Origin of the sequence: Amycolatopsis sp. CA-230715 (genome assembly GCF_018736145.1) — a bacterium.
In the GTDB taxonomy this organism is placed as follows: Bacteria; Actinomycetota; Actinomycetes; order Mycobacteriales; family Pseudonocardiaceae; genus Amycolatopsis.
The window spans coordinates 3,902,541-3,924,053 of the sequence record NZ_CP059997.1 but is presented as its reverse complement, the minus strand read 5'-3'; the positions used below and the strand labels follow the sequence as shown (position 1 = coordinate 3,924,053).

Sequence of the window (21,513 nt, the reverse complement as noted above, 5' to 3'; positions counted from 1 at the left end):
CGTGCACAGGGAGACCGGCACGCCACGGCGTGACTGGGAGCGCATCGTCGAGGAGCAGGGCCTGGTGTTCGGCACCCCGGCCCGCTACGGCTCCGGCCAGTCGCGCCCCTACTGGGACGAGTCGGTGCACTACGTGCTCGAAATGGACGAGGTGCTCTCCGTCGAGGCGGACGTCGAGGTCCTGCATTCGATGTGCCTCGAAGCCGTCGAGAACGTGATCCTCACCGAGCGCTACCGCGACTTCGGCATCCCGGAATGGGTGTGGCCGCACATCGCCGAGTCGTGGAAGCGGCAGGACCCGCACGTCTACGGCCGGTTCGACCTGCGCTACGACGGCAAGAGCCCGGCGAAGCTGCTCGAATACAACGCCGACACCCCGACCTCCCTGCTCGAAGCCGCGGTCGTGCAGTGGCACTGGAAGACCGACGTCCACCCGGACGACGACCAGTGGAATTCGATCCACGAGCGGCTGGTGGAGCGGTGGGGCGAGGTCAAGGACCTGCTGCCGTCGAACGAGCTGCACTTCTCGTGGTCGACGGCCGATCCCACCGGCGAAGACCACGTCACCACCGCCTACCTGCAGGAGACCGCGGCCGAGGCGGGACTGGACACGGTCGGCCTCGCGATCGAGGAGATCGGCTGGGACCCGGTGCTCAAGCGGTTCGTCGACCTCGAAGAGGCGCCGATGAACACGGTCGTGAAGCTCTACCCGTGGGAATGGGTCATCGAGGAGGAGTTCGGCAAGTTCGCCGTGGAGACCCTCCCGAAGACGCTGTGGGTCGAGCCGCTGTGGAAGATGCTGCTGTCCAACAAGGCGCTGCTCGCCGTGCTGTGGGAGAACTACCCCGGGCACCCGAACCTGCTGCCCGCCTTCGTCGACGACCCCGGTCTGCTCACCGAGTACGTGCGCAAGCCGAAGCTCGGGCGCGAAGGCGCGAACGTGCAGATCGTGGCCACCGGGTACGAGACCCAGACCAGTGGTGTCTACGGCGCCGAAGGGTACGTCTACCAGGCGTTCGACCCGCTGCCCGAGTTCGACGGGTTCCGGCCCGCGCTCGGCGCGTGGATCGTCGGCGACAACGCCGCGGGCCTCGGTATCAGGGAAACGGCGGGGCTGGTGACCGATGACGGCGCCGCGTTCATCCCGCATCGCATCCCGGAGTCGTGAACAAAACGCCCACCAGGCACAATCCACACGCGACTCTTGACGACCACTGGGAGACCCTGTGACCACTCTCGCGCTCTCGGACACCTTCGGCCACGATCTCGTCCGCGGGATCGGGGCGGTACTGCTGTACGGCGTCGTCGGCCTCGTGCTGATGTTCGCCGGGTTCTACGCCATCGACTGGACCACCCCGGGCAAGCTGTCCGAGCTGGTGCGCCGCGGCCTCCCGAACGCCGTGATGGTGACCGCGTCGGGGCTGCTGTCCATGGCGTTCATCGTCGTGGTGGCGATCGCGAACTCGGCGAGCGACCTCACCGAGGGCCTGATCACCTCGCTGGTCTACGGCCTGGTCGGGATCATTGTGCAGGTGCTCGCGGTGCGGCTGCTCGAATGGGCCACCCGCATCGACATCAGCTCCGCGATCGAGAGCGAGAAGTTCGCGCCCGCGAGCATCGTGGTCGCCGCCGCCCACCTCGCGCTCGGCCTCGTGGTCGCCGTCGGCGTCAGCTGAGGTCGCCACGAACGATGGTGGCCGCGGGCTGACGCGGCCACTAGCGTTGGACGCGTGCGCCTGCTGAGGACACCGGACGACCGGTTCGCCGACCTGCCCGACTTCGATTTCGAGCCGCATTACGCGGACATCGACGACCCCACCGACGGGATCGTGCGGATGGCTTGGGTCGAGGCGGGCCCCGCGGACGGCAGACCAGTCCTGCTGCTGCACGGCGAGCCGTCGTGGTCGTACCTGTACCGCCGGATGCTGCCGGTGCTGGCGGCCGCCGGGCTGCGCGCCATCGCCCCCGACCTGGTCGGCTTCGGCCGCTCCGACAAGCCGAACGACATCGTCGACCACACCTACGCCAAGCACGTCGAATGGGTCCGCGCGCTCGCGTTCGACCACCTCGACCTGCGTGAGGTCACCCTGTTCGGGCAGGACTGGGGCGGGCTGATCGGGCTGCGGCTGGTTGCCGAGCATCCGCAGCGCTTCGCCGCCGTCGTCGCGGGGAACACCGGCCTGCCCTCCGGGGACACCGACATGCCGAAGGTGTGGTGGGCCTTCCGCGAGGCCGTGGAAAACGCGCAGATCCTGGACATCGGCAGGCTCGTGCAGGCCGGGTGCAAGACCACACTGAGCGACGAGGTCAAGGCCGCCTACGACGCGCCGTTCCCGAACGAGATGTACAAGGCGGGCCCGCGCGCGATGCCCGGCCTGGTGCCGGTGCGCCCGGACGATCCGGCGAGCGCGGACAACCGGCGGGCGTGGTCCACCCTGACCTCGCTCGACCTGCCGTTCCTGTGCGCCTTCTCCGACGGCGACCCGATCACCGGCGGCATGGCGCCGATCCTGCAGCGCTCGATGAAGGGCGCCGAGGGCGTCGAGCACCCGATCATCGCTGGTGCGGGGCACTTCCTGCAGGAGGACGCCGGGGCCGAACTCGCCGAGGTGATCGCCCGCTTCGTCGCGAAGTAGGAAACTGCTTCGAACCCGGCCGGGGGCGGCGGCTAACCTCTGTTCTCGTGATTGACCCCAGGATCCTGCGCGAAGACCCGGACACCGTGCGCGCCTCGCAGCGCGCACGCGGTGAAGACGAGGGAGTGGTCGACAAACTGCTCTCCCTCGACACCCGGCGCAGGTCCGCGATCGCCCGCGCCGACACGCTGCGCGCCGAGCAGAAGCAGCTCGGCAAGCAGATCGGCAAGGCGAAGGGCGACGAGCGCGACGAGCTGCTCGCGAAGGGGAAGACGCTAGCCGCCGAGGTCAAGGCGGCCGAGGCCGAGCAGGGCACGGCGTCGGAGGAGTTCGAGGAGCTGCACCGGCTCGTCCCGAATCTCGTGCACCCGGACCCGCCGGTCGGCGGCGAGGACGACTACGCCGTGCTCAAGCACGTCGGCACGCCCCGCGAGTTCGATTTCACCGTGCGCGATCACCTGGAACTGGCCGAAGGGCTCCGCGTCATCGACATGGAGCGCGGCGCGAAGGTGTCGGGCTCGCGGTTCTACTTCCTCACCGGCGTCGGCGCGCAGCTGCAGCTCGCGCTGTTGAACATGGCCGCCGCGCAAGCGACCGCGAACGGGTTCGACCTGATGATCACGCCGTCGCTGGTGCGGCCGGAGATCATGGCGGGCACCGGCTACCTCGGCGCGCACTCGACCGAGGTGTACCGGCTCCGCGACGACGACCTGTACCTCGTCGGTACCTCCGAGGTCCCGCTCGCCGGGTACCACGCCGACGAGATCCTGGACCTCTCGGCGGGGCCGCGCCGGTACGCGGGCTGGTCGTCGTGTTACCGGCGCGAAGCGGGCTCGTACGGCAAGGACACCCGCGGCATCATCCGCGTGCACCAGTTCGACAAGGTCGAGATGTTCGTGTTCTGCCGCCCGGAGGACGCCGAAGCGGAGCACGCGCGGCTGCTGGACTGGGAAGAGCAGATGCTCGCGAAGATCGAGGTGCCCTACCGCGTCATCGACACCGCGACCGGCGACCTCGGCGTTTCCGCCGCCCGCAAGTACGACTGCGAGGCGTGGGTGCCGAGCCAGCAGACCTACCGCGAACTCACCTCGACCTCGAACTGCACCACGTTCCAGGCACGCAGGCTCGGCATCCGCTACCGCGACGAAAACGGCCGCCCGCAGGCCGCCGCCACGCTCAACGGCACGCTCGCCACGACGAGGTGGATCGTCGCGATCCTGGAAAACCACCAGCAGGAAGACGGCTCCGTCCGCGTCCCTGCGGCATTGCGGCCCTTCCTGGGCGGACGGGAAGTGCTGACCCCTGCGGGCTGATTTCGGGGTTCCGCGAGCACCGGCGTGGACGACAGGGGAGGATCGTGCCATGGGGTGGAGGAAATTCGCAGGGGCCCTCGCACTGCTGTGCGCGGTCACAGGCTGTACATCCACGGTGACCGGTGTTCCTTCGGCGGCGCCGGGCGCGAAGGCGGTGGCGCCGCCGAAGGATCCGAACGACCCGTGCGGCCTGCTGACGCCGGAGCAGCTCGCGGGAATGGACCTGTTGCCGGACGGGCATCTGTACCCGGCCGAGCCGCAGCGGACGTTGCCCGCTCACTGCGGGTGGAACATGGCTGAGGAGGAAGAGGGCAATTCCTCGGCGAGGGACAGCCTGACAGTCATGTACAGCACCGCAATCCCGATCGAGGACTACCACAACAGCAAGGCGCCGATCGAACAGATGCAAGCCGGTGGTTTCACCTGGGGCCGGTACGAGTCGCTGCTCGGGCCGAGTTCCTGCGATTTGGCGGTCAAGCTCGGTCCGATGTCCTTCGTGGAGGTGGGCAGCGAGAACGACGCCGATTTCTCGAAAGCGTGCGATCGGGCGAAACTAGCGTTGCCGCAGGTCGCCGCGCATCTTCCGGGCGGTCAGCCCGCGCCGCCACTGACTCCGAAGCCCAAGCCACCGCCGAGTCCGCTAGCCGCGCTGGAGCCCTGTGATCTGCTCACAGCGGCTGAACTCCCTCCGCTGCACCTGACAGGCGCGGGGCGAAAGGTCGGGAAGGACCGCGATCCCACGGACACGATCGGCCATTTGCCGCCGGGGTGTGAGTGGGATCCGACGGACGAGAACGTCCACGGGATGCTCAGTTTGTACCTCTACGACAAGTCGGCGGCCGAGCTCGATGCCACTACCGGGGAGAAGCCCGACGAGCAGGTCAAATCGGGAGATCGCACCTGGGAGCTCAATCTGAGTCCTGGTGGCGGACGTTCGAAATGCGAAGCCATACTTCCTTTTGGGGAACACGCGGCGGTGAAGATGACGGGCGCGAACTGGAGCGATCCGGCCAAGGCGTGTGAACAGATACGGCAGGCGATTCCGCTTGTCACGCCCCGGCTCCCGGCTGGGTGATGGGCCGCGCGACGGGAGGTCGCCCATCTCGGGATTCCGCGGGGCGGCGCCGGTGATCGCGGTTAGACTCCCCGCGGAGTGACGCGAGGAGTGTGTTCGTGAAGGTAAGGCTCGGCCTGCTGGCCGCCGCGGTGTTGCTCGCCGGGGGTTGTACGTCGACGGTCGCGGGGGTCGCCGCGCCGGCGCCGGGGGCGAAGCCGGTGCCGCCGCCGAAGGATCCGAACGATCCGTGCGGGTTGCTGCTGCCGGAGCAGCTCGCCGGGCTCGGTTTCCCGCCGAACGGCAAGCTGACGCCGGAGCGGAAGGCGCAGGAGGTTCCCGCGTCGTGCGAGTGGAAGCCGGACGACCCGGACGCGGGCGTCGACGACCAGCTGGGCGTCTACTACACGGTGGACATCGCGTTGGAGGACTTCTTCGGCGGCACGCAGCCGAAGCCGCCGGAGGCTTACGGCGGCCTGCAGTGGTCGCAGTACGACAGCCTCGCCGGGGCGGGCAACTGCCTGTACGCGACGCGGCTGGCGGACACCTCGTTCGCGATGGTGGAGAGCAACAACAACAAGGACACCAGCAAGGCCTGCGAGCTGGCGAAGCTGGCGATGCCGCAGGTCGCCGCGCACCTTCCCGGCGGTTCCCCGGCGCCTCCGCTGACGCCGAAGCCGAAGCCCGCGCCGAGCCCGCTCGCCACCGTCGAGCCGTGTGACCTGCTGAGCACGGCCGAACTGGCCCAGTTCCAGATCGCCGCGCCGGGCCGCAAGACGGGCGAGGGCAGGTCGCCGAAGAGCACGACGCCGCCGGGATGCGAGTGGGAGCCCGCCGAGGCGAGCGGGTTCCAGCTGCTCTACGTGTCGCTGGCCGCGGACAAGTCCGAGGCGGACGTCAACTACACCGACGAGAAGGCCGACGAGCAGATCAAGGCGGGCGCGCGCTCGTGGGACCTGTTCACCAACCCGGACGGCAACCCGAAGCAGTGCTGGGCGATCCTGCCGTTCTCGGAGAAGTCGTCGGTCAAGATCACCAGCGGCAACAACAACGACCCGGCGAAGGCGTGCGAGCAGATCCGCGCGGCGATCCCGCTGATCAGCGCGAAGTTGCCGACTGGCTGACCTCGTCCGCGACGTGCTTTCCGATCTCCAGCGCGCTGGTCGCGGCCGGTGACGGCGCGTTGAGGACGTGCACCTGGTTCGGCGCGGTCTCGATCAGGAAGTCGTCGACCATCGAGCCGTCCGGGAGCAGCGCCTGCGCGCGGACGCCGGAGCCGTGGCGCACGATGTCGTCGGGGCCGACGGCGGGCACCAGCTTCGCGAGGCTCGCGGCGAACCGGCGTTTCGAGAACGAGCGGCGGACCTCGTCGAGGCCGATCGGGTAGGCGTACTTCTTCGCGAGGTTCCAGGCGCCGGAGTACCTGGCGACCTCGGCGAGGTCCTTCACGGACACGTCGCCCCAGCGGTAGCCCTCGCGGCGCAGCGCGAGCACGGCGTTCGGTCCCGCGTGGACGCTGCCGTCGAGCATCCGCGTGAGGTGCACCCCGAGGAACGGAAGCGACGCGTCGGGCACCGGGTAGATCAGGCCGCGGACGAGGTGCCGCCGCTCGGGGCGGAGCTCGTAGTACTCGCCGCGGAACGGCACGATCCTGGCGCGCGGGGTGACGCCGGCGAGGCGGGCGACGCGGTCGGAGTGCAGGCCAGCGCAGTTGACCAGCGCGTCGGCGCGCAGCACCTCGCGGCCGGTGGCGATTTCGACGCCGCCGGTGGCGCCCGGCCGGATGCCCAGTGAGGGCGTGGACAGCCGCAGGTCGGCGCCGGACTCTTCGAGCAGGCGGACGAGCGCGGCGCAGATGCCGGGGAAGTCGATGATCCCCGTCGACTCGACGCGCAGCGCGCTCACGCACGCGACCTCGGGCTCGTACTCGCGGGCTTCCGCGGCGCTGACCACCTTCGCCGGGACGCCGTTCGCTTCGGCGCGCTCGGCCAGCACGGCCAGCGCGGGCAGTTCGGACTCGGAGGTCGCGACGACGAGCTTGCCGCACACCTCGACGCCGACGCCGTGCTCCTTCGCGAAGTCGACGATGGACCTGTTGCCCGCCACCGACATGCGTGCCTTGAACGAGCCCGGCTTGTAGTACAGCCCGGCGTGCACCACATTGGAGTTGTGGCCGGTCTGGTGGGCCGCCCAGTGGTCTTCCTTTTCCAGCACCGTGACGCCGACACCCCGCTGCCGCAGCTCCCAGGCCACGGCGAGGCCGACGATCCCGCCACCGATCACAACGACTTCGCGCACGGGATCCGAGCCTACGCAAGTCGGCGCGGCGGGCGGAAAGGGGGAGAGACACGGCCGCCCGGGGCGGTGGATCGCGGTGATCCCAAACTGATCGCGGTGATCCAGAACTGTCGGTGCGTCGCGGTAACGTTGAAATCAGGGGCTCCCCTAGGCGTACGAAAGGGATCACTCGTGCGGTTCGGGGGCGGCTGCCAGGAGTTTTCCGGCCAGCACACGGCATCGCCGCGCGAGTTCCGGGGGTTCGAGCACCGCGAAGTCGTGGCCCAGCGCGAGTACGTGCATGAGCACGAAGTCGAGGTTGGCGCCGCCGCTGAGCACCTCGCACCGGTCGTCGTCCCGCGGTCGTACCACGGCCGCCGATGCCGAGATCTGCGCGCGCACCGTGTCGGCCGGGGCGTGCACGAGGAAGCGCGCCTGGTGCGGGTAGACCCGGCTCGCCACGCCTTCCTGCACGTACGCCGCCGCGTCGGGCGCGGCGCGCGGGCGGAAGCGCCAGGTCCGCGCGGTCACGCCGGTCATCCGGTCGACGCGGAAGCTGCGCCAGCCGTCGCGGTCGAGGTCGTAGGCGAGCAGGTACCAACGCCGGTCGGAGGAGACGAGGCGGTACGGCTCGACCCGCCGCGGTTCCGCCGCCGAGCGGTAGCCGAAACCGATCTCGACCTCGTCGCGGCACGCCCTGGCCAAGGTCATGAGCACCTCGGGGCCGACGGGAGTGCGGCCGCCGCCGAAGGACTCCACCGAGCCGGACAGCGCGCGCACCTCGTGCCGCAGCCGGACGGGCAGCACCTGGTCGAGCTTGGCCAGCGCCCGCAGCGCGGCGTCGGCGTCGGCGACACCGCCGAGGAGCGAAACCGTGGTGGCGATCGCTTCTTCGTCGTCGAGGAGCAGCGGCGGCAGGTCCTGCCCGGCGCCGAGCTGGTAGCCGCCGCCGACGCCCTGGCTGGCATGCACTGGATAGCCGAGCGTGCGCAGCCGTTCGACATCGCGCCGCACCGTGCGCGGCGTGACCCCGAGCCGTCCGGCCAGTTCGGGGCCGGTCCAGACCTGCCGTTGTTGCAGCAGCCCGAGCAGGGTGAGCACCCGCTCCGCGCTCCCGGAAACGTCCACGCCACCCACCTTGGCAGAGATAGCGGACCGGATCTGTCCGCTAGGGGTGTCAGGGTGACCCCATGACCGAACACGACTGGAACCGAGCACTGCGCGAGCAGTGGGAGTGGCACTGGAACCACCAGGTCCGAGCCCGGCTCGACGGCCTCACCGACGACGAGTACTTCTGGGAACCGGTACCCGACGCCTGGAGCGTGCGGCCTCGCGGCAGCGCGACGGCGCCCGTGCAGGCGGGCGGCGGCGACTTCACGATCGACTACGCCTTCCCCACACCGGATCCCGCGCCCTTCACCACGATCGCCTGGCGGCTCGGGCACGTCATCGTCGGCGTCCTCGCCATGCGCAACGCCGCGCATTTCGGCGCCCCGTCCACGTCGTACGAAACCTGGGAGTACGCGGGCACCGCGGCCGCCGCGCTCCAACAGCTCGAGGAGCAGCTCGACGTCTGGCTGACCGGGCTGCGCGGCCTCGGCGAAGAAGGGCTCCTGATCCCGGTCGGGGACAAGGAGCCCTATCCCGAAGCGTCGACGGCCGACCTGGTGCTGCACATCCACCGCGAGCTGATCCACCACCTGTCCGAGGTCTGCCTGCTGCGCGACCTCCACCTGCACACGAAAACCGGAGCGACCCGATGAGCCGCCAGATCCAGGTCACGTTCGACGCCCACGACCCGCGGGCGCTGTCCACTTTCTGGTGCGCCGCGCTGGGTTACGTCCACCCCGGCCCGCCGGGCGTCGAGCTGCCCGGCGGCGCGGACCCCCTCGCCGCGTGGGACGAATTCCTCGCACGCATTGGCGTGCCGGAGGATCAACGCAACACGCGATCCGCCATCGAGGACCCGGACGGTGTCGGTCCGCGCGTCTTTTTCCAGCAGGTTCCCGAAAACAAGATCGCCAAGAACCGCGTCCACCTCGACGTCCGCGCGGCCCCGGGGCTGCGCGGCGAGGAACGGATGGCGGCACTGGAGGCCGAGTGCACCCGGCTCGTCGCACTGGGCGCGACGCGGGTGCACCGCGAGGAACCGGAGCCGCCGATGGGCGGCGGCCACATCGTGCTGACCGATCCCGAAGGCAACGAGTTCTGTTTGGACTGACGCGCTTCACAGGTGGGCGGCGCGGGCGAGCAGGTAGCGCTGTTCGGGGATGTTCGTGGTCAGTTTCGCGGCTTCCCGGTAGCTACGGGCGGCCAGCTCGCGAGCACCGTCCAATTCGAGCAGATGCGCGCGAACGGCGGCGTAGCGGTGGTTGCGGCGCAAGCGCTCGTCGTCCCGCAGGGTGTCCAAAAGGGACAGTCCGGCCGCCGGGCCGTGCACCATCGCGGTGGCGACGGCACGGTTCAGGGTGACCACCGGGCTCGCCGCCATCGGCTCCAGCAGGTGGTAGAGGCCGAGGATCTGCGGCCAGTCGGTGTCCTCGGCGCGCGCCGCTTCGTCGTGCACCGCCGCGATCGCGGCCTGCAGTTGGTACGGGCCCGGCTGAGCGCGCGCCATCGCCCCGGTCAGCAGTGCGACACCTTCGGCGATCATCGCGTGGTCCCAGCGCGTCCGATCCTGCTCGGCGAGCGGGACCGGCAGCCCGTCGGAGGTCGCGCGCGCGTTCCGACGCGCGTCGGTGAGCAGCATCAAGGCGAGCAGCCCCGCCACTTCGCCGTCGTCGGGAAGTCCTCGGTGCAGCATGCGCGCCAGCCGGATCGCCTCGGTCGCCAGCTCGACCCGGTCCAGCCGCTCGCCCGACGTGCCCGTGTAGCCCTCGTTGAAGATCAGGTACAGCACCTGCAGCACCGCGGGAAGCCGTTCGGGATCCGCGCGGAACGGCAGCGCCGAGGACTTGATCGTCTTCTTGGCCCTGCTGATCCGTTGCCCCGCGGTCGTTTCCGGGGTGAGCAGGGCGCGCGCGATCTCGCCGGTGGTCAGGCCGCCGACGGCGCGCAGCGTCAGCGCGATCTGCGACGGGGCGCTCAGCGCGGGGTGGCAGCACAGGAACAGCACCGTGAGCGAGTCGTCGGAAACCGGCGCCGGGTCGGGCGCCACGTCCGGGGTCGGCACCGCGGTTTCCCGGTCCTTTCTGGACCGTTCACTGCGGAGAAGATCGACGAGCCTGCGCGAGGCGACCCGGATCAGCCACGTGCGCGGCTCCTCGGGGACGCCCTGCTCCGGCCACTGCCGCGAAGCCGCGAGCAGCGCTTCCTGCACGGCGTCTTCGCAGGTGTCGAAGTGCCCGTACCGGCGCACGAGCGCGCCGAGGACCTGCGGCGCCAGTTCGCGCCACAGGTCCTCCGCGCGGCGGTCCGCCGTCATCAGCTCGGCGGACCCTGCATGATCGGCCGCACTTCCACGGTGTCGCCGACGGCGTCGACGATCCGCGCGGCGATGGCCATCGCGCGGTCGTGGCTTTCGCAGTCGAGGATCGCGAAGCTGGCCAATACCTCCTTGGCCTCGGCGAACGGGCCGTCGCTCGCCACCGGTCCGTCGCCGCCCTTGCGGACGGTCCTGGACATCGCCGGATGGGCCAGTCCTTCGGTGCTGAGCAGTTCACCGGACGCGGTCAGCTCGCTGGTGAGCTGTTCGTAGAACTCGCACACGGCGGCGAACTCGGGACTGGTGACGTCCACGGTGTCCCAGCCCGCTTGGCCGGTGTAGGCGAGCAGCAGGTATTTCACGATCGTCCTCCCCCTGATCAGGCCGAAACCCGGACCATTGTGGCGTGGTAGCCGCCGCCCGGGTACACCCAGTCGCCGGTGAGCCGGTCGCCGTCGGCGCCGAACTCGCCGCGGAAGTAGCCGGGTGAGCCCCGGTAGCCGCCCCAGATGGTGAGGACGTCGCCGTCGAGTTCGTAGACGTAGTCGAGCGTGTTGCCCTCGACGTCGTACACCCGCGACTTGATCTCGGTGCCGGGCTCCTCGCCGAACAGGTGCTCGCGGCCGATGAACTCCGTCATCCGGACGTGGTGGCCGTCGTGGTGGAGATCGCCGCGCTGGACGAGGAAGAAGCCGCCCTCGAACCATTCGAACGTGGTGGTGCCGGTGACGCCGCCGGACACCTCCCAGGTGCCGACTAGCCTGCCGAGCCGCCGCAACTCGTCGGTGGTGATCGTTTCGGTCATGACCGGGTCCTTTCCGGGGTCATCGGATCCTTGCGCCTGATACCTCGGAGCCGTCTCCGCCGCTTCGACATCGCGCCGCGAAGTTTTTCGGAACTCGACAACCTGACGGCCGTCAGGTAACGTACCTAACCGATGTCAGGTAAGCGTTTGAGCAGGCAGGAGCGCCGCGAGCGGATCATCGCCGCGGCAGGCGGGGTATTCGCCGAGGCCGGGTACGACGCGGCGGGCATGCGGGAGGTCGCGACGGCGGCCGGGATCACCACGCCGGTGCTCTACGACCACTTCCCGTCCAAAGCGGACCTGTACGCCGCGCTGCTCGAATCCGAAGTGGACAGTCTGCTGGCCGGATGGGCCGGCGTCCCGGAACGCGGTGACGTCGAGCAGGTCCTTCGCTCGCGGGTCGACGTCATCTTCGCCTGGCTGGAGAGCAACGAGCGCGGCATGCGGATGATCTTCGCCGAGACCCCCGCCGATCCCGCGGTCGCCGAGGTGCACCGGCGAGGACAGCGGCGTGCGACGGAGCGCCTCACCGCCGTTTTCCTGCAGGCGCCCGAACTCGCGCTCACCGCGAACCTGCCGCGCGCGCGGGCCGGGGAAGCGCTCGCCGAAGCGGCCAAGAGCGCGCTCAACGCCATCGCCACCTGGTGGTGGCACAACCGCGACGTGCCCCGCGAGGACGTCGTCGCACTGACCACCGACCTGCTCTGGCGTGGGTTGGGGGCACTGCTCGGGAGGAACGATGGAAACCACGGATCGGTACCGGAAAGCCGCTGAGACCGGTGATGTCGACTTGGCGCTCTCGACCTTCGCGGACAACGTCGTCCTGCGCTCGCCGTTGACGAACCGCGTCCGCTTCACCGGCCACGACCAGCTCAGGGATCTGCTGGCGGTCGCGTTCGAACACCTCGAAGACGTGCGCTTCCACACCGACGTCGGCGACGAGCACACGCGCGTCGTGGTCTATCGCGCCACGGTGCGCGGCGAGGACGTCGAAGAAGCGACCCTGCTGAAGCTCGAAGACGGCTTGATCGTCGAGGCCACGCTGTTCGTGCGAACGCTTCCCGGCGCGGTCGCGATGATGGACGCGTTCGGCCCCGGAATCGCGCGCCGCAACGGGCGGCCGTGGGCGGCGCGCGTGCTTTCCGTGCTGAGCAAACCACTTCTGGGCATGGTGCGGAGCGGCGACCGGTTCGCCGTCCCGCTCGCCGGACCGAAGCGCTAGCCGCCGAGATCAGCCGTGCCGTTTTGTCGTACCGGGGCGCTAGCGTTTTCGGGTGCGCTCGAAATCCGTCTCCTGCCGTTGTCCCGTTTGCCGAGATGAAGCCGAGTGGAGCGGCCAGCCGCTCGCCCGGTGGTTCCGCCATGTGCGCGGCGAGATCGCCGAGCGCGGATGGTCGGTGACGACGCATACCTACGGCGGCTCCCCGGTCGGTTACACGCTGGGGTTGTGGCATTCCTACCGCTTCCCGGAGATGGCGATCTTCGGTCTCGACAAGGCGGAGAGCACGGAAGTGCTGGAACTGGTCGCGACCGGCGCCGCGGCGAGCCGGGAACCGATACCGGCAGGCCAGCTCGTCGACCTCGTCGAGATGCCCGGTGCCGGGCTGCGCCTGCGGCAAGTGGACCCGAGCTGGACGTGGAGCGTGCTCGCCCTCGCGCGGCAGTTCTATTCGGGCGCACCGGAAGTGCCGTTCCTGCAACTGAACTGGGCCGACGACGACGGCAGGTTCCCCGGCGACGAGGGGTTCGACGAACGGCTCGCCGGCCTCCAGCCGATGATGTGGCTGGCGGCCGACGAGCACCCGGAGGGCCGCTGGACCGAAATCGACTAGAACCGGGGGATCAGGCGGCCACCGGTTCGGGTTCTTCGATCACCTTCGGCACGCCCCGCAGCCCGATCAGCGCGACCACGCCCAGCACCGCGAGGAGGCCAGCGGAGACGTACATCGTGGTTTGCAGGCCGGTCATGAACGCCTCCTGCGCGTGCCGGATCACGGGGCCCGCGGCGGGGAGCTGCTGGGCGAAGGCGACGGTGCTGCCGAGTGTTTCCTTTGCGCTGTCGGGAAAGCCGGGCAGATCGAGCCGCGACCGGTAGACCGCGGTCAGTACGCTGCCGAGGATCGCGATGCCCAGTGCCGCGCCCAGTTCGTTGGCGGTTTCCGAGATCGCCGACGCGGCACCGGCGCGTTCCTTCGGGACGGCGCCGAGCACGGTGTCGGTGGCGACGGTCAGGGTGCTCGCCACCCCGGCGCCGAAGACCACCATCACCGCGGCGACGTACGGGTAGCCGGTGTCGACGCCGACCTGCGCGAGCCCGAGGAACCCGGCCGCGGACAGGGCGCAGCCGATCGCCACGGTCGCGGCGCGCCCGATCTTCGACACCACGAGCCCGCACAGCGCGCCGCCCGCCAGCGCGCCCGCCATGCCAGGCAGCCCGGCGAGCCCGGACCGGATCGGCGACCAGCCCAGCACGAGCTGGAAGTACTGCGCGGTGGCCAGGGAGGTCGCGAGCTGCACGAACATCGCGACGAGCGTGACGCCGACGGTCGCGCTGAACGCCCGCTGCCTGAACAGTTTCACGTCGATGAGCGGTTCGGCGAGGTGCCGCTGGCGCCGCACGAACAGCGCCAGCGCGGTCACCCCGGCGATCGCGGCGATCAGCACGTCCGCGTGCCCGAAACCGCGGTGGGCGATTTCCTTGATGGTGTAGACGATCGCGATCATGCCCGCGATCGAGAGCACGACACTGCCCGCGTCGAGCCTGCCCGGCTTCGGGTTCCGCGACTCCGGCAGCACGAAGGCACCGGCGAGCACGAGCACCGCCACCACGGGCACGTTCACCAGGAACACCGAGCCCCACCAGAAGTACGACAGCAGGAACCCGGCGATCACCGGGCCGAACCCGATGCCGAGGATCGCCACCCCGCTCCACAGCCCGATGGCCATGGTGCGCTGCTTGGCGTCGGTGAACACGTTGCGGACGATCGAAAGCGTCGACGGCATCAATGTCGCCGCCGAGACGCCGAGCAGCGCGCGTGCGGTGATGAGCAGCTCCACGTTCGGCGCGAACGCGGTGGCGAGCGACGCGGCGCCGAACACCGTCGAACCGATCAGCAGGAGCTTCTTGCGGCCGATCCGGTCGCCGAGATTTCCCATCGTGACCAGGAAACCGGCGAGGGTGAACCCGTAGATGTCGGTGATCCACAGGAATTCCGTCGCGGTGGGGCGGAGGTCTTCGAGCAGTTTGGGCACCGCGAGGTGCAGCACGGTCAGGTCGAGCGTGATGAGCAGCTGGGCGAGGCAGCAGACGGCGAGCGCGGACCATCTCCGCCGCGCGGATACGTCGCTCATGCGATCGCCTCGCTCCGCGAGACAGTGTTCGATTCCTTTTGGCGCATGGTGTCTTCGATTCGCTCGCAAGCGTCGCTCATGGCCGAAAGCTCACTTCTTCGCTGTACCGCGCGGTTTCGTCCGAGGAGTCACCGAGGTAGAACCGCGTGGACATGGTCCTGGCGTCGTGGTCGAACACCGAACGCCACAGCGTGCGCCACGGCGCGCCGGGCGTCGCGGGCATGGCGACGGAGTCCATCGCCGCGCGCAGCGAAGCGCCGGAAACCGCGCCGTCGCCGGTGTTCTTCGTGAGCGTGCGCGCGCGTTCGTAGGTGTGCATCGACTCGTCGGTGTCGGCGGGCAGGTCCGCGACGTCCGGGTAGCGGTGCAGCGGGTGGTTCGTGACGCACAGCGGGCCGTCGCCGGTGAGCACGTACTCGGCGTCGCGCGCGCCGCGTTCCCAGACGAACGAGCGGCCGGACGCGTCGGCGACGAGGTAGTGGATGCCGACGCCGTGGTCGTACAGCTTCGCGGTTCGCAACGCGATCTCGGCCTGCTCCACGTCTTCGCAGGTGTCGAGCAGGTACCTCGGCACCTGCATCACGCCGAGCCCGGCGAGCGGGGTGGTCGCGGACGGCGGCTCGACGCCAGTGACGTCGGCGAGCAGCAGCGCCACCACGAGCCCGGCTTCGTTGATGCCCTCGGTGGCCCCGTCGAGATCGCCCATGGTGACCACGGTCGACGCGAGCCCGTGCTGCGGCCTGGTGGTGAGCACGTACGGCCGCGAAGCCATCGGTGGCGCGGAGTTCGCGGCCGGTTCGCCGCCGCCGAACTCGGCGATGAGGTCTTCGAAGCTGCTGGTGAAGAAGTCGTAGTTCCGGCCGGTCAGCCCGTGACCGTCCACAGTGGACGAAGCGGGCACGGCGACCGCGGAGCAGCCGGAACCCGCTGGCAGGCTGTCGATCCCGTCGAAGCTGAGGTCGTCGCGCTCGGGGTCGATCCCGTAGGCGGCCGCGATCCCGGACAGCCTGGTGTAGTGCGCCCGCCAGTTCCGTTCGAACCACACGCGGCGCGCCCTGCCGACGCGCGGATCGATGGTGGTCGGCGCCCAGTCGGCGCGGGCGCGCGCTTCCTGGCCGATCGCGTGCCCGATGCTGACCTGGTCGCCTTCGGCGACGAGATGGCGGACGGTCATGAACTCGTGGTCGCCGCCCGCGACGACCGTGCTGGTGTGCGTCATGGGCGTCAGCGTCCGCGCGGGCGCTGACCGTCGGCGTACCGCGCGCTTACCGCGTCCCGGCTGGCAGCGTCAGCACCTCCTGCGACCGCAGCGCGCGGCCGTTCGCGTACTCCGCGTCGAAGGCGTCACCGAGTGCATCGCGCGTCGCGGCGGTGACGCGGGCGATGTCGGGATCGCCGTCGATGGACATCCCGCGTACCGACACGGCCGCGCCGAGCAGGCGCGCCGCCCGTGCGGAATCCCCTTCGGCGAGCGCGATTTCGGCGAGCGCTTCGATCGTGCACGCGCTGAGTTCCGCGCTGTCGGTGCGGCGCGCGACCTCGACCGCCCGCCCGATCAACGCGGTCGCCTCGGCGAGCCTGCCTTCGGCGATGCCGATCCTGCCCATCGTGTGGTGGGCCCGCGCGGGCAGTTCGTCGGTGGAGAACCCGGCGGCGGGGCATTCCTCCAGCACCAGCGCGCACAACCGGGTCGCCTCGGCGTGGTCGCCTTCGAGCCGGTGCAGGTTCGCCAGTGCCAGATGGGTTTCGGCGAGCTTGTCGAGCGCGCCGCTGCGCCCGGCGAAGTCGACCGCGCGCTGATAGCCCGCGCGGGCACCGGCGCGGTCGCCGAGGCGCAGCACGCAGTCGGCGCGCTGCCGGACCAGGTCCGCGGTCTCCTCCATCGAGCCGAGCAGGCCGGTCAGCTCGATCGCTTCGTCGAGCAGGGCGAGGGCCCGGTCCTGATCTCCTTGCCACGAAACGATTTGGGCGAGGTGCGTCAGCGTGATCGACAACCCCCACCGCTCGCCGAGCGCGCGGAAGCGGGCGAGCCCGTCGGTCAGCAGGCCGATCGCGTCGGCGGGTTTGCCGTGGTAGAGCCGGGTCAGGCCCTCGCCGACGCAGACGAGTGCCCAGCCCCACGCGTCGTCGGCGGGAATTTGGCTCGTATCGACGTAGTCGTCGTACCGGGCGTCCGGCGGCGGGCCCGCGAACATGGCGTTCAGCACGCTCAGCACCGGCCAACGGGACGGCAGCCGCTCCCTGCTGCCGGAGCTGACCGCGTCGATCCGCGCGCGGATCGCTTCGGTGTCGCGCACCCCGTGCACCGCGTGCAGCAGGCACAGCAGGTGTTCCTCGTGCAGGTCCTCGGGTTGTTCCGGGGCCAGCCGCGCGGCCAGCTCCCGGCTCAGCGCGGACCCCTCGAACCGCTTGCCGCGCAACAGCCAGTACGCGGAAAGCGCGCCGATCAGCCGCAGCGCGAGCTCGTGGTCGGCGTCGATCGCCCAGCGCAGCGCGCCGAGCAGTTCGTCGTGCTCGGCGTCGAGCTTCGCCAGCGCGCCGAGCTGGTCGGCGGTCAGGACGTGGCGGCCCACTTCGGTGGCCAGCGCGAGGTAGTACTCGGCGTGCGCGCGGTGGAACCGCTCGGTCTCGCCCGCTTCCGCGAGGCGGTCGGCGCAGAACGCCTTGATCGTTTCGAGCATGCGGTACCGGTCGCCGCTGATCTCGGCGAACGACTTGTCGACGAGCCCCGTCAGCAGTTCGAGCGCCGACGGCAGGCCGCTGACCTCGGCGACGGTGGCGATCGTCGCGCTGCCGGCGAACACCGAGAGCCGCGTCGCGAGCCCGCGTTCGTCGTCGTCGAGGAGGTCCCAGCTCCATTCGACGACGGCGCGCAGCCCGCGGTGGCGCGCGTCCGCGGTGCGGCTGCCCTTGGCGAACAGGCCGAACCGGTCGTCGAGGCGGGCGGAAACCTCCTCGATCGGTAGCGTGCGGACCCGCGCGGCGGCCAGTTCGATGGCCAGGGGCAGCCCGTCGAGCGCGGCGCAGATGCGGCGGACGTGCTCGGCGGTTCCGGCGTCCAGCACCAGATCGCGGCCACCGGCGGCCGCGCGGTCGGCGAACAGGCGCACGGCGGGGAAGTCGAGCGCCCGCTCGGGCGGGGTGCCCGGCGGCGGCACCGCGAGTCGCGAGACGGCCACCAGGTCCTCGCCGGTGATGCCGAGCGGTTCCCGGCTGGTGGCGAGCAGCCGCAGGCGCGGGCAGGCGGCCAGCAGCCTCGCCGCGAGCGCCGCCGCGTCGTCGATGACGTGCTCGCAGTTGTCGAACACGAGCAGCACCGGCCGGTCGGCGAGCGCGGCGACGAGCCGGTCCGCTGGCGGGGTGGTGGTGCGGCCGCTGGCGTCGGTGTCGCGCAGGCCGAGCGCGGTCAGCACGGTCTGCGGCACATCCTCGCCGTCGGTCAGCGGCGCGAACTGCACCAGGTGGACGTCGTGCGCCGAGCGCGCGGCGGTTTCGAGCGCGAGCCGGGTCTTTCCCGCGCCGCCCGGCCCGGTCAGCGTGACGAGCCGGTGGCCGGTGAGCTGCGCTTCGATCCCGTCGAGGTCGTCCTGCCTGCCGACGAAGCTGGTGAGCTGCGCGGGCAGCCCGTGCCGTGCCGTCACGCGCGGCTGCTCGCCGGTGAGCACGGCGAGGTGGGCGGCCGCCAGCTCGGGCGACGGATCCGCGCCGAGTTCGTCGGCGAGCGTGTGGCGCGCGGTCTCGAACGCGGTGAGCGCCTCCGCCTGCTTCCCGCTCGCGTGCAGCGCGCGGACGAGCTGGGCGTGAAAACGCTCACGCAGCGGGTGTTCGCTCGCGAGCTCTCGCAGCGCGGGGAGCAGCGCTTCGTGCTCGCCGGTACGCAGCGCGGCCTCGATGTGGTCCTCGGTGACGGCGAGGCGTTCCTCTTCGAGGCGGGTGGCCTGCGCTTCGGCCGAGGGCACGTCGGAAAGCGCACGTCCTCGCCACAGCGCGAGCGCCTCGCCGAGCAGGCGGGCGGCCTCACCGTGCTCTCCAGCCGCGAGCGCGCTTTTGCCGTCGGCCGCGAGTTTCGCGAACTCGCGCGCGTCCACGCGGTCTTCGTCGGCCAGCGCCAGCCGGTACCCGGCGGAGTGGTGTTCGATCGTGACCCCGAGGTTCGCGCGCAGCCTCGACACCTGTGACTGGAGCGCGTTCGCGGCGCCGTCGGGCGGCTGCTCGCCGTAGAGGCCGTCGATGAGCCGTTCGGCCGGGACGATCCGTCCGGCGTCGAGGGCGAGCAGCGTGAGCAGCGCGCGCCCGCGCGGGCCGCCGAGGGGGACATCGCTCCCATCGGCCCGTGTGGCCTGCACCGGGCCGAGGATGGCGAACCGCATACGGTGATTATCGCTGTCGTGCGTCGGGCGTGTCACAGCAACTTCGCGGTCTTCCCGGGCGTCCCGGGTACGGGGATGCCAGGGGCAAATGCTGGCCTAATACACTGCTGCTCGACTTGACGCAATGGGAGAGGTATGTCTGACACTCCGGCCACGATCGCCCTCGGCCAGCCCACCGTCGGTGAAGAAGAGCTCGCGGCGGTCGCGGAGGTGTTCCGGTCGGGGTGGCTCGCCGGCGCCGGTCCGACCTGCCGCAAGTTCGAGGAGCGGTTCGCCGCCACCGTCGGCACGCGGCACGCGCTGACCACCAGCAACTGCGGCTCCGCGCTCTATCTCGGCCTCCGCGTCCTCGGCGTCAAGCCGGGCGACGAGGTGATCGTCGGCGACTACACCTTCCCGGCGACCGGGCACGCGGTGCTCCAGGCGGGCGCGAAGCCGGTGTTCGCGGACATCCGCCCCGACATCTGGAGCGCCGACCCGAAGCACGTCGAATCGCTCATCACGCCGAAGACCGTCGGCATCCTCGCGGTCGACGTCGCGGGCCAGCCCGGTGACTTCGACGAGTACCGCGCGATCGCCGACAAGCACGGCCTGTGGCTGTTCGAGGACGCCGCCTGCTCCGCGGGCGCGACCTACCAGACTCGCCCGGCGGGCAGCCTCGGCGACCTCGCCGCGTTCTCCTTCCACGGCCGCAAGGGCATCACCGCGGGCGAAGGTGGCGCGCTGGTGTCCGACCGCGAGGACCTCATCGCGCACGCCCGCAAGCTGCACACCTACGGCATCGAGCCCGCGATCGCCCGCGAAGGCAGCGACGAACTGCCCATCCCGACGTTCCACGAGGCCGGGTACAACTTCCGCCTCTCCGACGTGCAGGCCGCGATCATGAACGTGCAGCTCGACCGGCTGCCGGACCTGCTCGCCGCGCGCCGCTCGGTCGCCAAGCGCTACACCGAGGCGTTCGACGGCCTCGACGGCATCGAGGTGCCGGTCGCGCTGGCGGACCGCGAGCACCCGTGGCAGGCCTACATCCTGACGATCGCGCCGGAGCTCAGCCGCGGCAAGTTCGCGGTCAAGCTGCGCGAGCGCGGTATCCAGTGCAACTTCGGCACCTACGCCTCGCACCTGCAGCCGGTCTACGGCGAGCAGGCGCCGCTGCCGGTGTCCGCCGACGTGTTCGCCCGCCACCTCGCGGTGCCGATGCACGCCAACCTGACCGACACCGAAGTGGACCGGGTCGCCGAAGGCGTCCGCGCGGTCCTGGCCGAACTGTCCTGAGCTTCCCGACCAGTCAGCGCACGAACCAGCACTAGGAGACAGCGCAAACCATGTCCGACAAGAAGGTCTTCTTCACCGGCGGCGCGGGCTTCATCGCCTCGCACACCATCCCGATCCTGCTCGAGCGCGGCTACTCCGTCCGCATCTTCGACAACATGGGCCGCGGCGACCGCGACCTGGTCAACGAGTGGATCAAGACCGGCAAGGTCGAGCTGGTGGAGAAGGACGTGCGCTACGGCGGCGCGGTCCGCGAGGCCATCCGCGGCTGCACCCACGCCATCCACTTCGCCACGGTGTCGATCAACAAGTCGATCGCGGACCCGCACGAGTCCATCGACATCAACATGACCGGGAACCACAACGTCTTCGCCGCCGCCGCGGACGAGGGCGTCGAGCGGCTCGTGTTCGCCTCCACCGCCTCGGTGTACGGCGACCCGAAGCGCCTGCCGATGCACGAGGACGACGAGCTGCGCCCGCTCACCCCGTACTGCATCTCCAAGCGCGCCGGCGAGGACCTGCTCGGCTTCTACCAGCGCCAGAAGGGCCTGTCCTGGAACGCGCTGCGCTTCTTCAACGTGTACGGGCCCGGCCAGAAGATCGAGGCCTACTACACCTCGGTGATCAACCACTTCATCCAGCGCCTGCGCGCGGGCCAGCCGCCGGTCATCGACGGCAAGGGCGAGCAGTCGATGGACTTCATCCACGTCACCGACCTCGCGAAGTCGGTCGTCGCGGCGCTCGAGTCGGAGCAGGCGAACCTGCCGATCAACATCGGCACCGGCGTGGACACCTCGATCGCCGCGCTGGCGAAGATCCTGATCCAGGCGGTCGGCGTGGACGTCGAGCCGCAGTTCAACCCGCGTGACGTGCTCGTGTCCCGTCGTGCGGCCGACATCACCCGTGCCAGGGAGGTCCTCGGCTGGGAGCCGGAGATCACCGTCGAGCAGGGCATGACCGACCTGGTCAAGGCGTCTGCCTGATGGCTCAGGCGGCGGGGCCGGCAGAGGG

Annotated in this window: 21 protein-coding genes; 13 read left to right on the top strand and 8 right to left on the bottom strand. The window is 70.4% G+C overall.

All coding sequences use genetic code 11. The features are described 5' to 3' along the window. Position 1: 1 nt before the first annotated feature. From HUW46_RS18520 to HUW46_RS18495, 6 genes are all read left to right on the top strand, one after another. Entirely contained in the window at positions 2-1,168 is a 1,167-nt protein-coding gene (locus HUW46_RS18520; protein ID WP_215548463.1) for a glutathionylspermidine synthase family protein, read from the top strand. Positions 1,169-1,226: 58 nt separating this feature from the next. Then, complete coding sequence (locus HUW46_RS18515; protein WP_215548462.1) at positions 1,227-1,676, top strand: DUF350 domain-containing protein; 450 nt, start codon at positions 1,227-1,229, stop codon at positions 1,674-1,676. 54 nt (positions 1,677-1,730) lie between these two features. Continuing rightward, positions 1,731-2,636 (top strand): haloalkane dehalogenase, encoded by a 906-nt coding sequence (locus HUW46_RS18510; protein WP_215548461.1) that lies wholly within the window; start codon positions 1,731-1,733, stop codon positions 2,634-2,636. Between the two features lie 47 nt (positions 2,637-2,683). Continuing rightward, positions 2,684-3,949 (top strand): serine--tRNA ligase, encoded by a 1,266-nt coding sequence (serS, locus tag HUW46_RS18505; RefSeq protein ID WP_215548460.1) that lies wholly within the window; start codon positions 2,684-2,686, stop codon positions 3,947-3,949. A gap of 49 nt (positions 3,950-3,998) precedes the next feature. Continuing rightward, positions 3,999-5,024 (top strand): DUF3558 family protein, encoded by a 1,026-nt coding sequence (locus HUW46_RS18500; RefSeq protein WP_256451434.1) that lies wholly within the window; start codon positions 3,999-4,001, stop codon positions 5,022-5,024. A gap of 98 nt (positions 5,025-5,122) precedes the next feature. After that, positions 5,123-6,127: a DUF3558 family protein gene (locus HUW46_RS18495; protein WP_215548458.1), complete on the top strand. Its 1,005-nt coding sequence runs from the start codon at positions 5,123-5,125 to the stop codon at positions 6,125-6,127. Here the strand turns inward: HUW46_RS18495 and lhgO are convergent. Together lhgO and HUW46_RS18485 are read right to left on the bottom strand one after the other, a co-directional pair. Next, the gene (gene lhgO / locus HUW46_RS18490) at positions 6,102-7,301 is read right to left on the bottom strand and encodes an L-2-hydroxyglutarate oxidase (protein WP_215548457.1); all 1,200 of its coding nucleotides are present in this window, start codon (positions 7,299-7,301) and stop codon (positions 6,102-6,104) included. The two genes, HUW46_RS18495 and lhgO, sit on opposite strands and share 26 nt — an antisense overlap. A 165-nt stretch (positions 7,302-7,466) precedes the next feature. Then, complete coding sequence (locus HUW46_RS18485; protein ID WP_254126299.1) at positions 7,467-8,408, bottom strand: helix-turn-helix transcriptional regulator; 942 nt, start codon at positions 8,406-8,408, stop codon at positions 7,467-7,469. Between the two features lie 62 nt (positions 8,409-8,470). On the opposite strand from HUW46_RS18485, the gene HUW46_RS18480 reads away from it, so the two are divergent. Together HUW46_RS18480 and HUW46_RS18475 are read left to right on the top strand one after the other, a co-directional pair. Further along, positions 8,471-9,043 carry a DinB family protein gene (locus tag HUW46_RS18480; RefSeq protein WP_215548455.1) on the top strand — a complete coding sequence of 191 codons (573 nt, stop codon included), beginning with the start codon at positions 8,471-8,473 and terminating at the stop codon, positions 9,041-9,043. After that, positions 9,040-9,501: a VOC family protein gene (locus tag HUW46_RS18475; RefSeq protein ID WP_215548454.1), complete on the top strand. Its 462-nt coding sequence runs from the start codon at positions 9,040-9,042 to the stop codon at positions 9,499-9,501. Before HUW46_RS18480 ends, HUW46_RS18475 begins: the two co-directional genes overlap by 4 nt. A 6-nt stretch (positions 9,502-9,507) precedes the next feature. Here HUW46_RS18475 and HUW46_RS18470 read toward each other — a convergent pair whose 3' ends face one another. The 3 genes from HUW46_RS18470 to HUW46_RS18460 are packed head-to-tail and all read right to left on the bottom strand — an operon-like array spanning position 9,508 to position 11,509. Continuing rightward, positions 9,508-10,704: an RNA polymerase sigma factor gene (locus HUW46_RS18470; protein WP_215548453.1), complete on the bottom strand. Its 1,197-nt coding sequence runs from the start codon at positions 10,702-10,704 to the stop codon at positions 9,508-9,510. Beyond that, on the bottom strand, positions 10,704-11,066 hold the full coding sequence (locus HUW46_RS18465) for a YciI family protein (protein WP_215548452.1): 363 nt from the start codon (positions 11,064-11,066) through the stop codon (positions 10,704-10,706). Before HUW46_RS18465 ends, HUW46_RS18470 begins: the two co-directional genes overlap by 1 nt. Positions 11,067-11,083: 17 nt before the next feature. After that, positions 11,084-11,509 (bottom strand): hypothetical protein, encoded by a 426-nt coding sequence (locus tag HUW46_RS18460; protein WP_254126297.1) that lies wholly within the window; start codon positions 11,507-11,509, stop codon positions 11,084-11,086. 132 nt (positions 11,510-11,641) lie between these two features. Here HUW46_RS18460 and HUW46_RS18455 point away from each other — a divergent pair, with 132 nt between their 5' ends. The 3 genes from HUW46_RS18455 to HUW46_RS18445 are packed head-to-tail and all read left to right on the top strand — an operon-like array spanning position 11,642 to position 13,341. Beyond that, positions 11,642-12,283 carry a TetR/AcrR family transcriptional regulator gene (locus HUW46_RS18455; RefSeq protein WP_215548451.1) on the top strand — a complete coding sequence of 214 codons (642 nt, stop codon included), beginning with the start codon at positions 11,642-11,644 and terminating at the stop codon, positions 12,281-12,283. Next, entirely contained in the window at positions 12,249-12,731 is a 483-nt protein-coding gene (locus tag HUW46_RS18450; RefSeq protein ID WP_215548450.1) for a nuclear transport factor 2 family protein, read from the top strand. The genes HUW46_RS18455 and HUW46_RS18450 overlap by 35 nt, the downstream gene beginning before the upstream one ends. Before the next feature lie 52 nt (positions 12,732-12,783). Further along, complete coding sequence (locus HUW46_RS18445; RefSeq protein ID WP_331477271.1) at positions 12,784-13,341, top strand: DUF4262 domain-containing protein; 558 nt, start codon at positions 12,784-12,786, stop codon at positions 13,339-13,341. Between the two features lie 10 nt (positions 13,342-13,351). On the opposite strand, the gene HUW46_RS18440 is transcribed toward HUW46_RS18445, so the two are convergent. The 3 genes from HUW46_RS18440 to HUW46_RS18430 all read right to left on the bottom strand — a co-directional run bounded on the left by HUW46_RS18440 (position 13,352) and on the right by HUW46_RS18430 (position 19,230). After that, positions 13,352-14,860 carry an MFS transporter gene (locus tag HUW46_RS18440; RefSeq protein ID WP_215548448.1) on the bottom strand — a complete coding sequence of 503 codons (1,509 nt, stop codon included), beginning with the start codon at positions 14,858-14,860 and terminating at the stop codon, positions 13,352-13,354. Positions 14,861-14,936: 76 nt separating this feature from the next. Beyond that, complete coding sequence (locus HUW46_RS18435) at positions 14,937-16,079, bottom strand: C45 family peptidase (RefSeq protein ID WP_215548447.1); 1,143 nt, start codon at positions 16,077-16,079, stop codon at positions 14,937-14,939. A 46-nt stretch (positions 16,080-16,125) separates the two neighbouring features. Next, complete coding sequence (locus HUW46_RS18430; protein ID WP_215548446.1) at positions 16,126-19,230, bottom strand: BTAD domain-containing putative transcriptional regulator; 3,105 nt, start codon at positions 19,228-19,230, stop codon at positions 16,126-16,128. A 135-nt stretch (positions 19,231-19,365) separates the two neighbouring features. On the opposite strand from HUW46_RS18430, the gene HUW46_RS18425 reads away from it, so the two are divergent. Continuing rightward, entirely contained in the window at positions 19,366-20,505 is a 1,140-nt protein-coding gene (locus tag HUW46_RS18425; RefSeq protein ID WP_215548445.1) for a DegT/DnrJ/EryC1/StrS family aminotransferase, read from the top strand. A gap of 50 nt (positions 20,506-20,555) precedes the next feature. Continuing rightward, positions 20,556-21,485: an NAD-dependent epimerase/dehydratase family protein gene (locus tag HUW46_RS18420; RefSeq protein ID WP_215548444.1), complete on the top strand. Its 930-nt coding sequence runs from the start codon at positions 20,556-20,558 to the stop codon at positions 21,483-21,485. Positions 21,486-21,513: the final 28 nt, after the last annotated feature.

Coding starts and splice junctions, on each gene's coding strand:
- HUW46_RS18500 (WP_256451434.1), top strand. CDS start 3,999: ATGGGGTGGAGGAAATTCGCAGGGGCCCTCGCACTGCTGTGCGCGGTC.
- HUW46_RS18480 (WP_215548455.1), top strand. CDS start 8,471: ATGACCGAACACGACTGGAACCGAGCACTGCGCGAGCAGTGGGAGTGG.
- HUW46_RS18475 (WP_215548454.1), top strand. CDS start 9,040: ATGAGCCGCCAGATCCAGGTCACGTTCGACGCCCACGACCCGCGGGCG.
- HUW46_RS18470 (WP_215548453.1), bottom strand. CDS start 10,704: ATGACGGCGGACCGCCGCGCGGAGGACCTGTGGCGCGAACTGGCGCCG.
- HUW46_RS18460 (WP_254126297.1), bottom strand. CDS start 11,509: ATGACCGAAACGATCACCACCGACGAGTTGCGGCGGCTCGGCAGGCTA.
- HUW46_RS18455 (WP_215548451.1), top strand. CDS start 11,642: ATGTCAGGTAAGCGTTTGAGCAGGCAGGAGCGCCGCGAGCGGATCATC.
- HUW46_RS18450 (WP_215548450.1), top strand. CDS start 12,249: ATGGAAACCACGGATCGGTACCGGAAAGCCGCTGAGACCGGTGATGTC.
- HUW46_RS18440 (WP_215548448.1), bottom strand. CDS start 14,860: ATGAGCGACGTATCCGCGCGGCGGAGATGGTCCGCGCTCGCCGTCTGC.
- HUW46_RS18435 (WP_215548447.1), bottom strand. CDS start 16,079: ATGACGCACACCAGCACGGTCGTCGCGGGCGGCGACCACGAGTTCATG.
- HUW46_RS18430 (WP_215548446.1), bottom strand. CDS start 19,230: ATGCGGTTCGCCATCCTCGGCCCGGTGCAGGCCACACGGGCCGATGGG.
- HUW46_RS18425 (WP_215548445.1), top strand. CDS start 19,366: ATGTCTGACACTCCGGCCACGATCGCCCTCGGCCAGCCCACCGTCGGT.
- HUW46_RS18420 (WP_215548444.1), top strand. CDS start 20,556: ATGTCCGACAAGAAGGTCTTCTTCACCGGCGGCGCGGGCTTCATCGCC.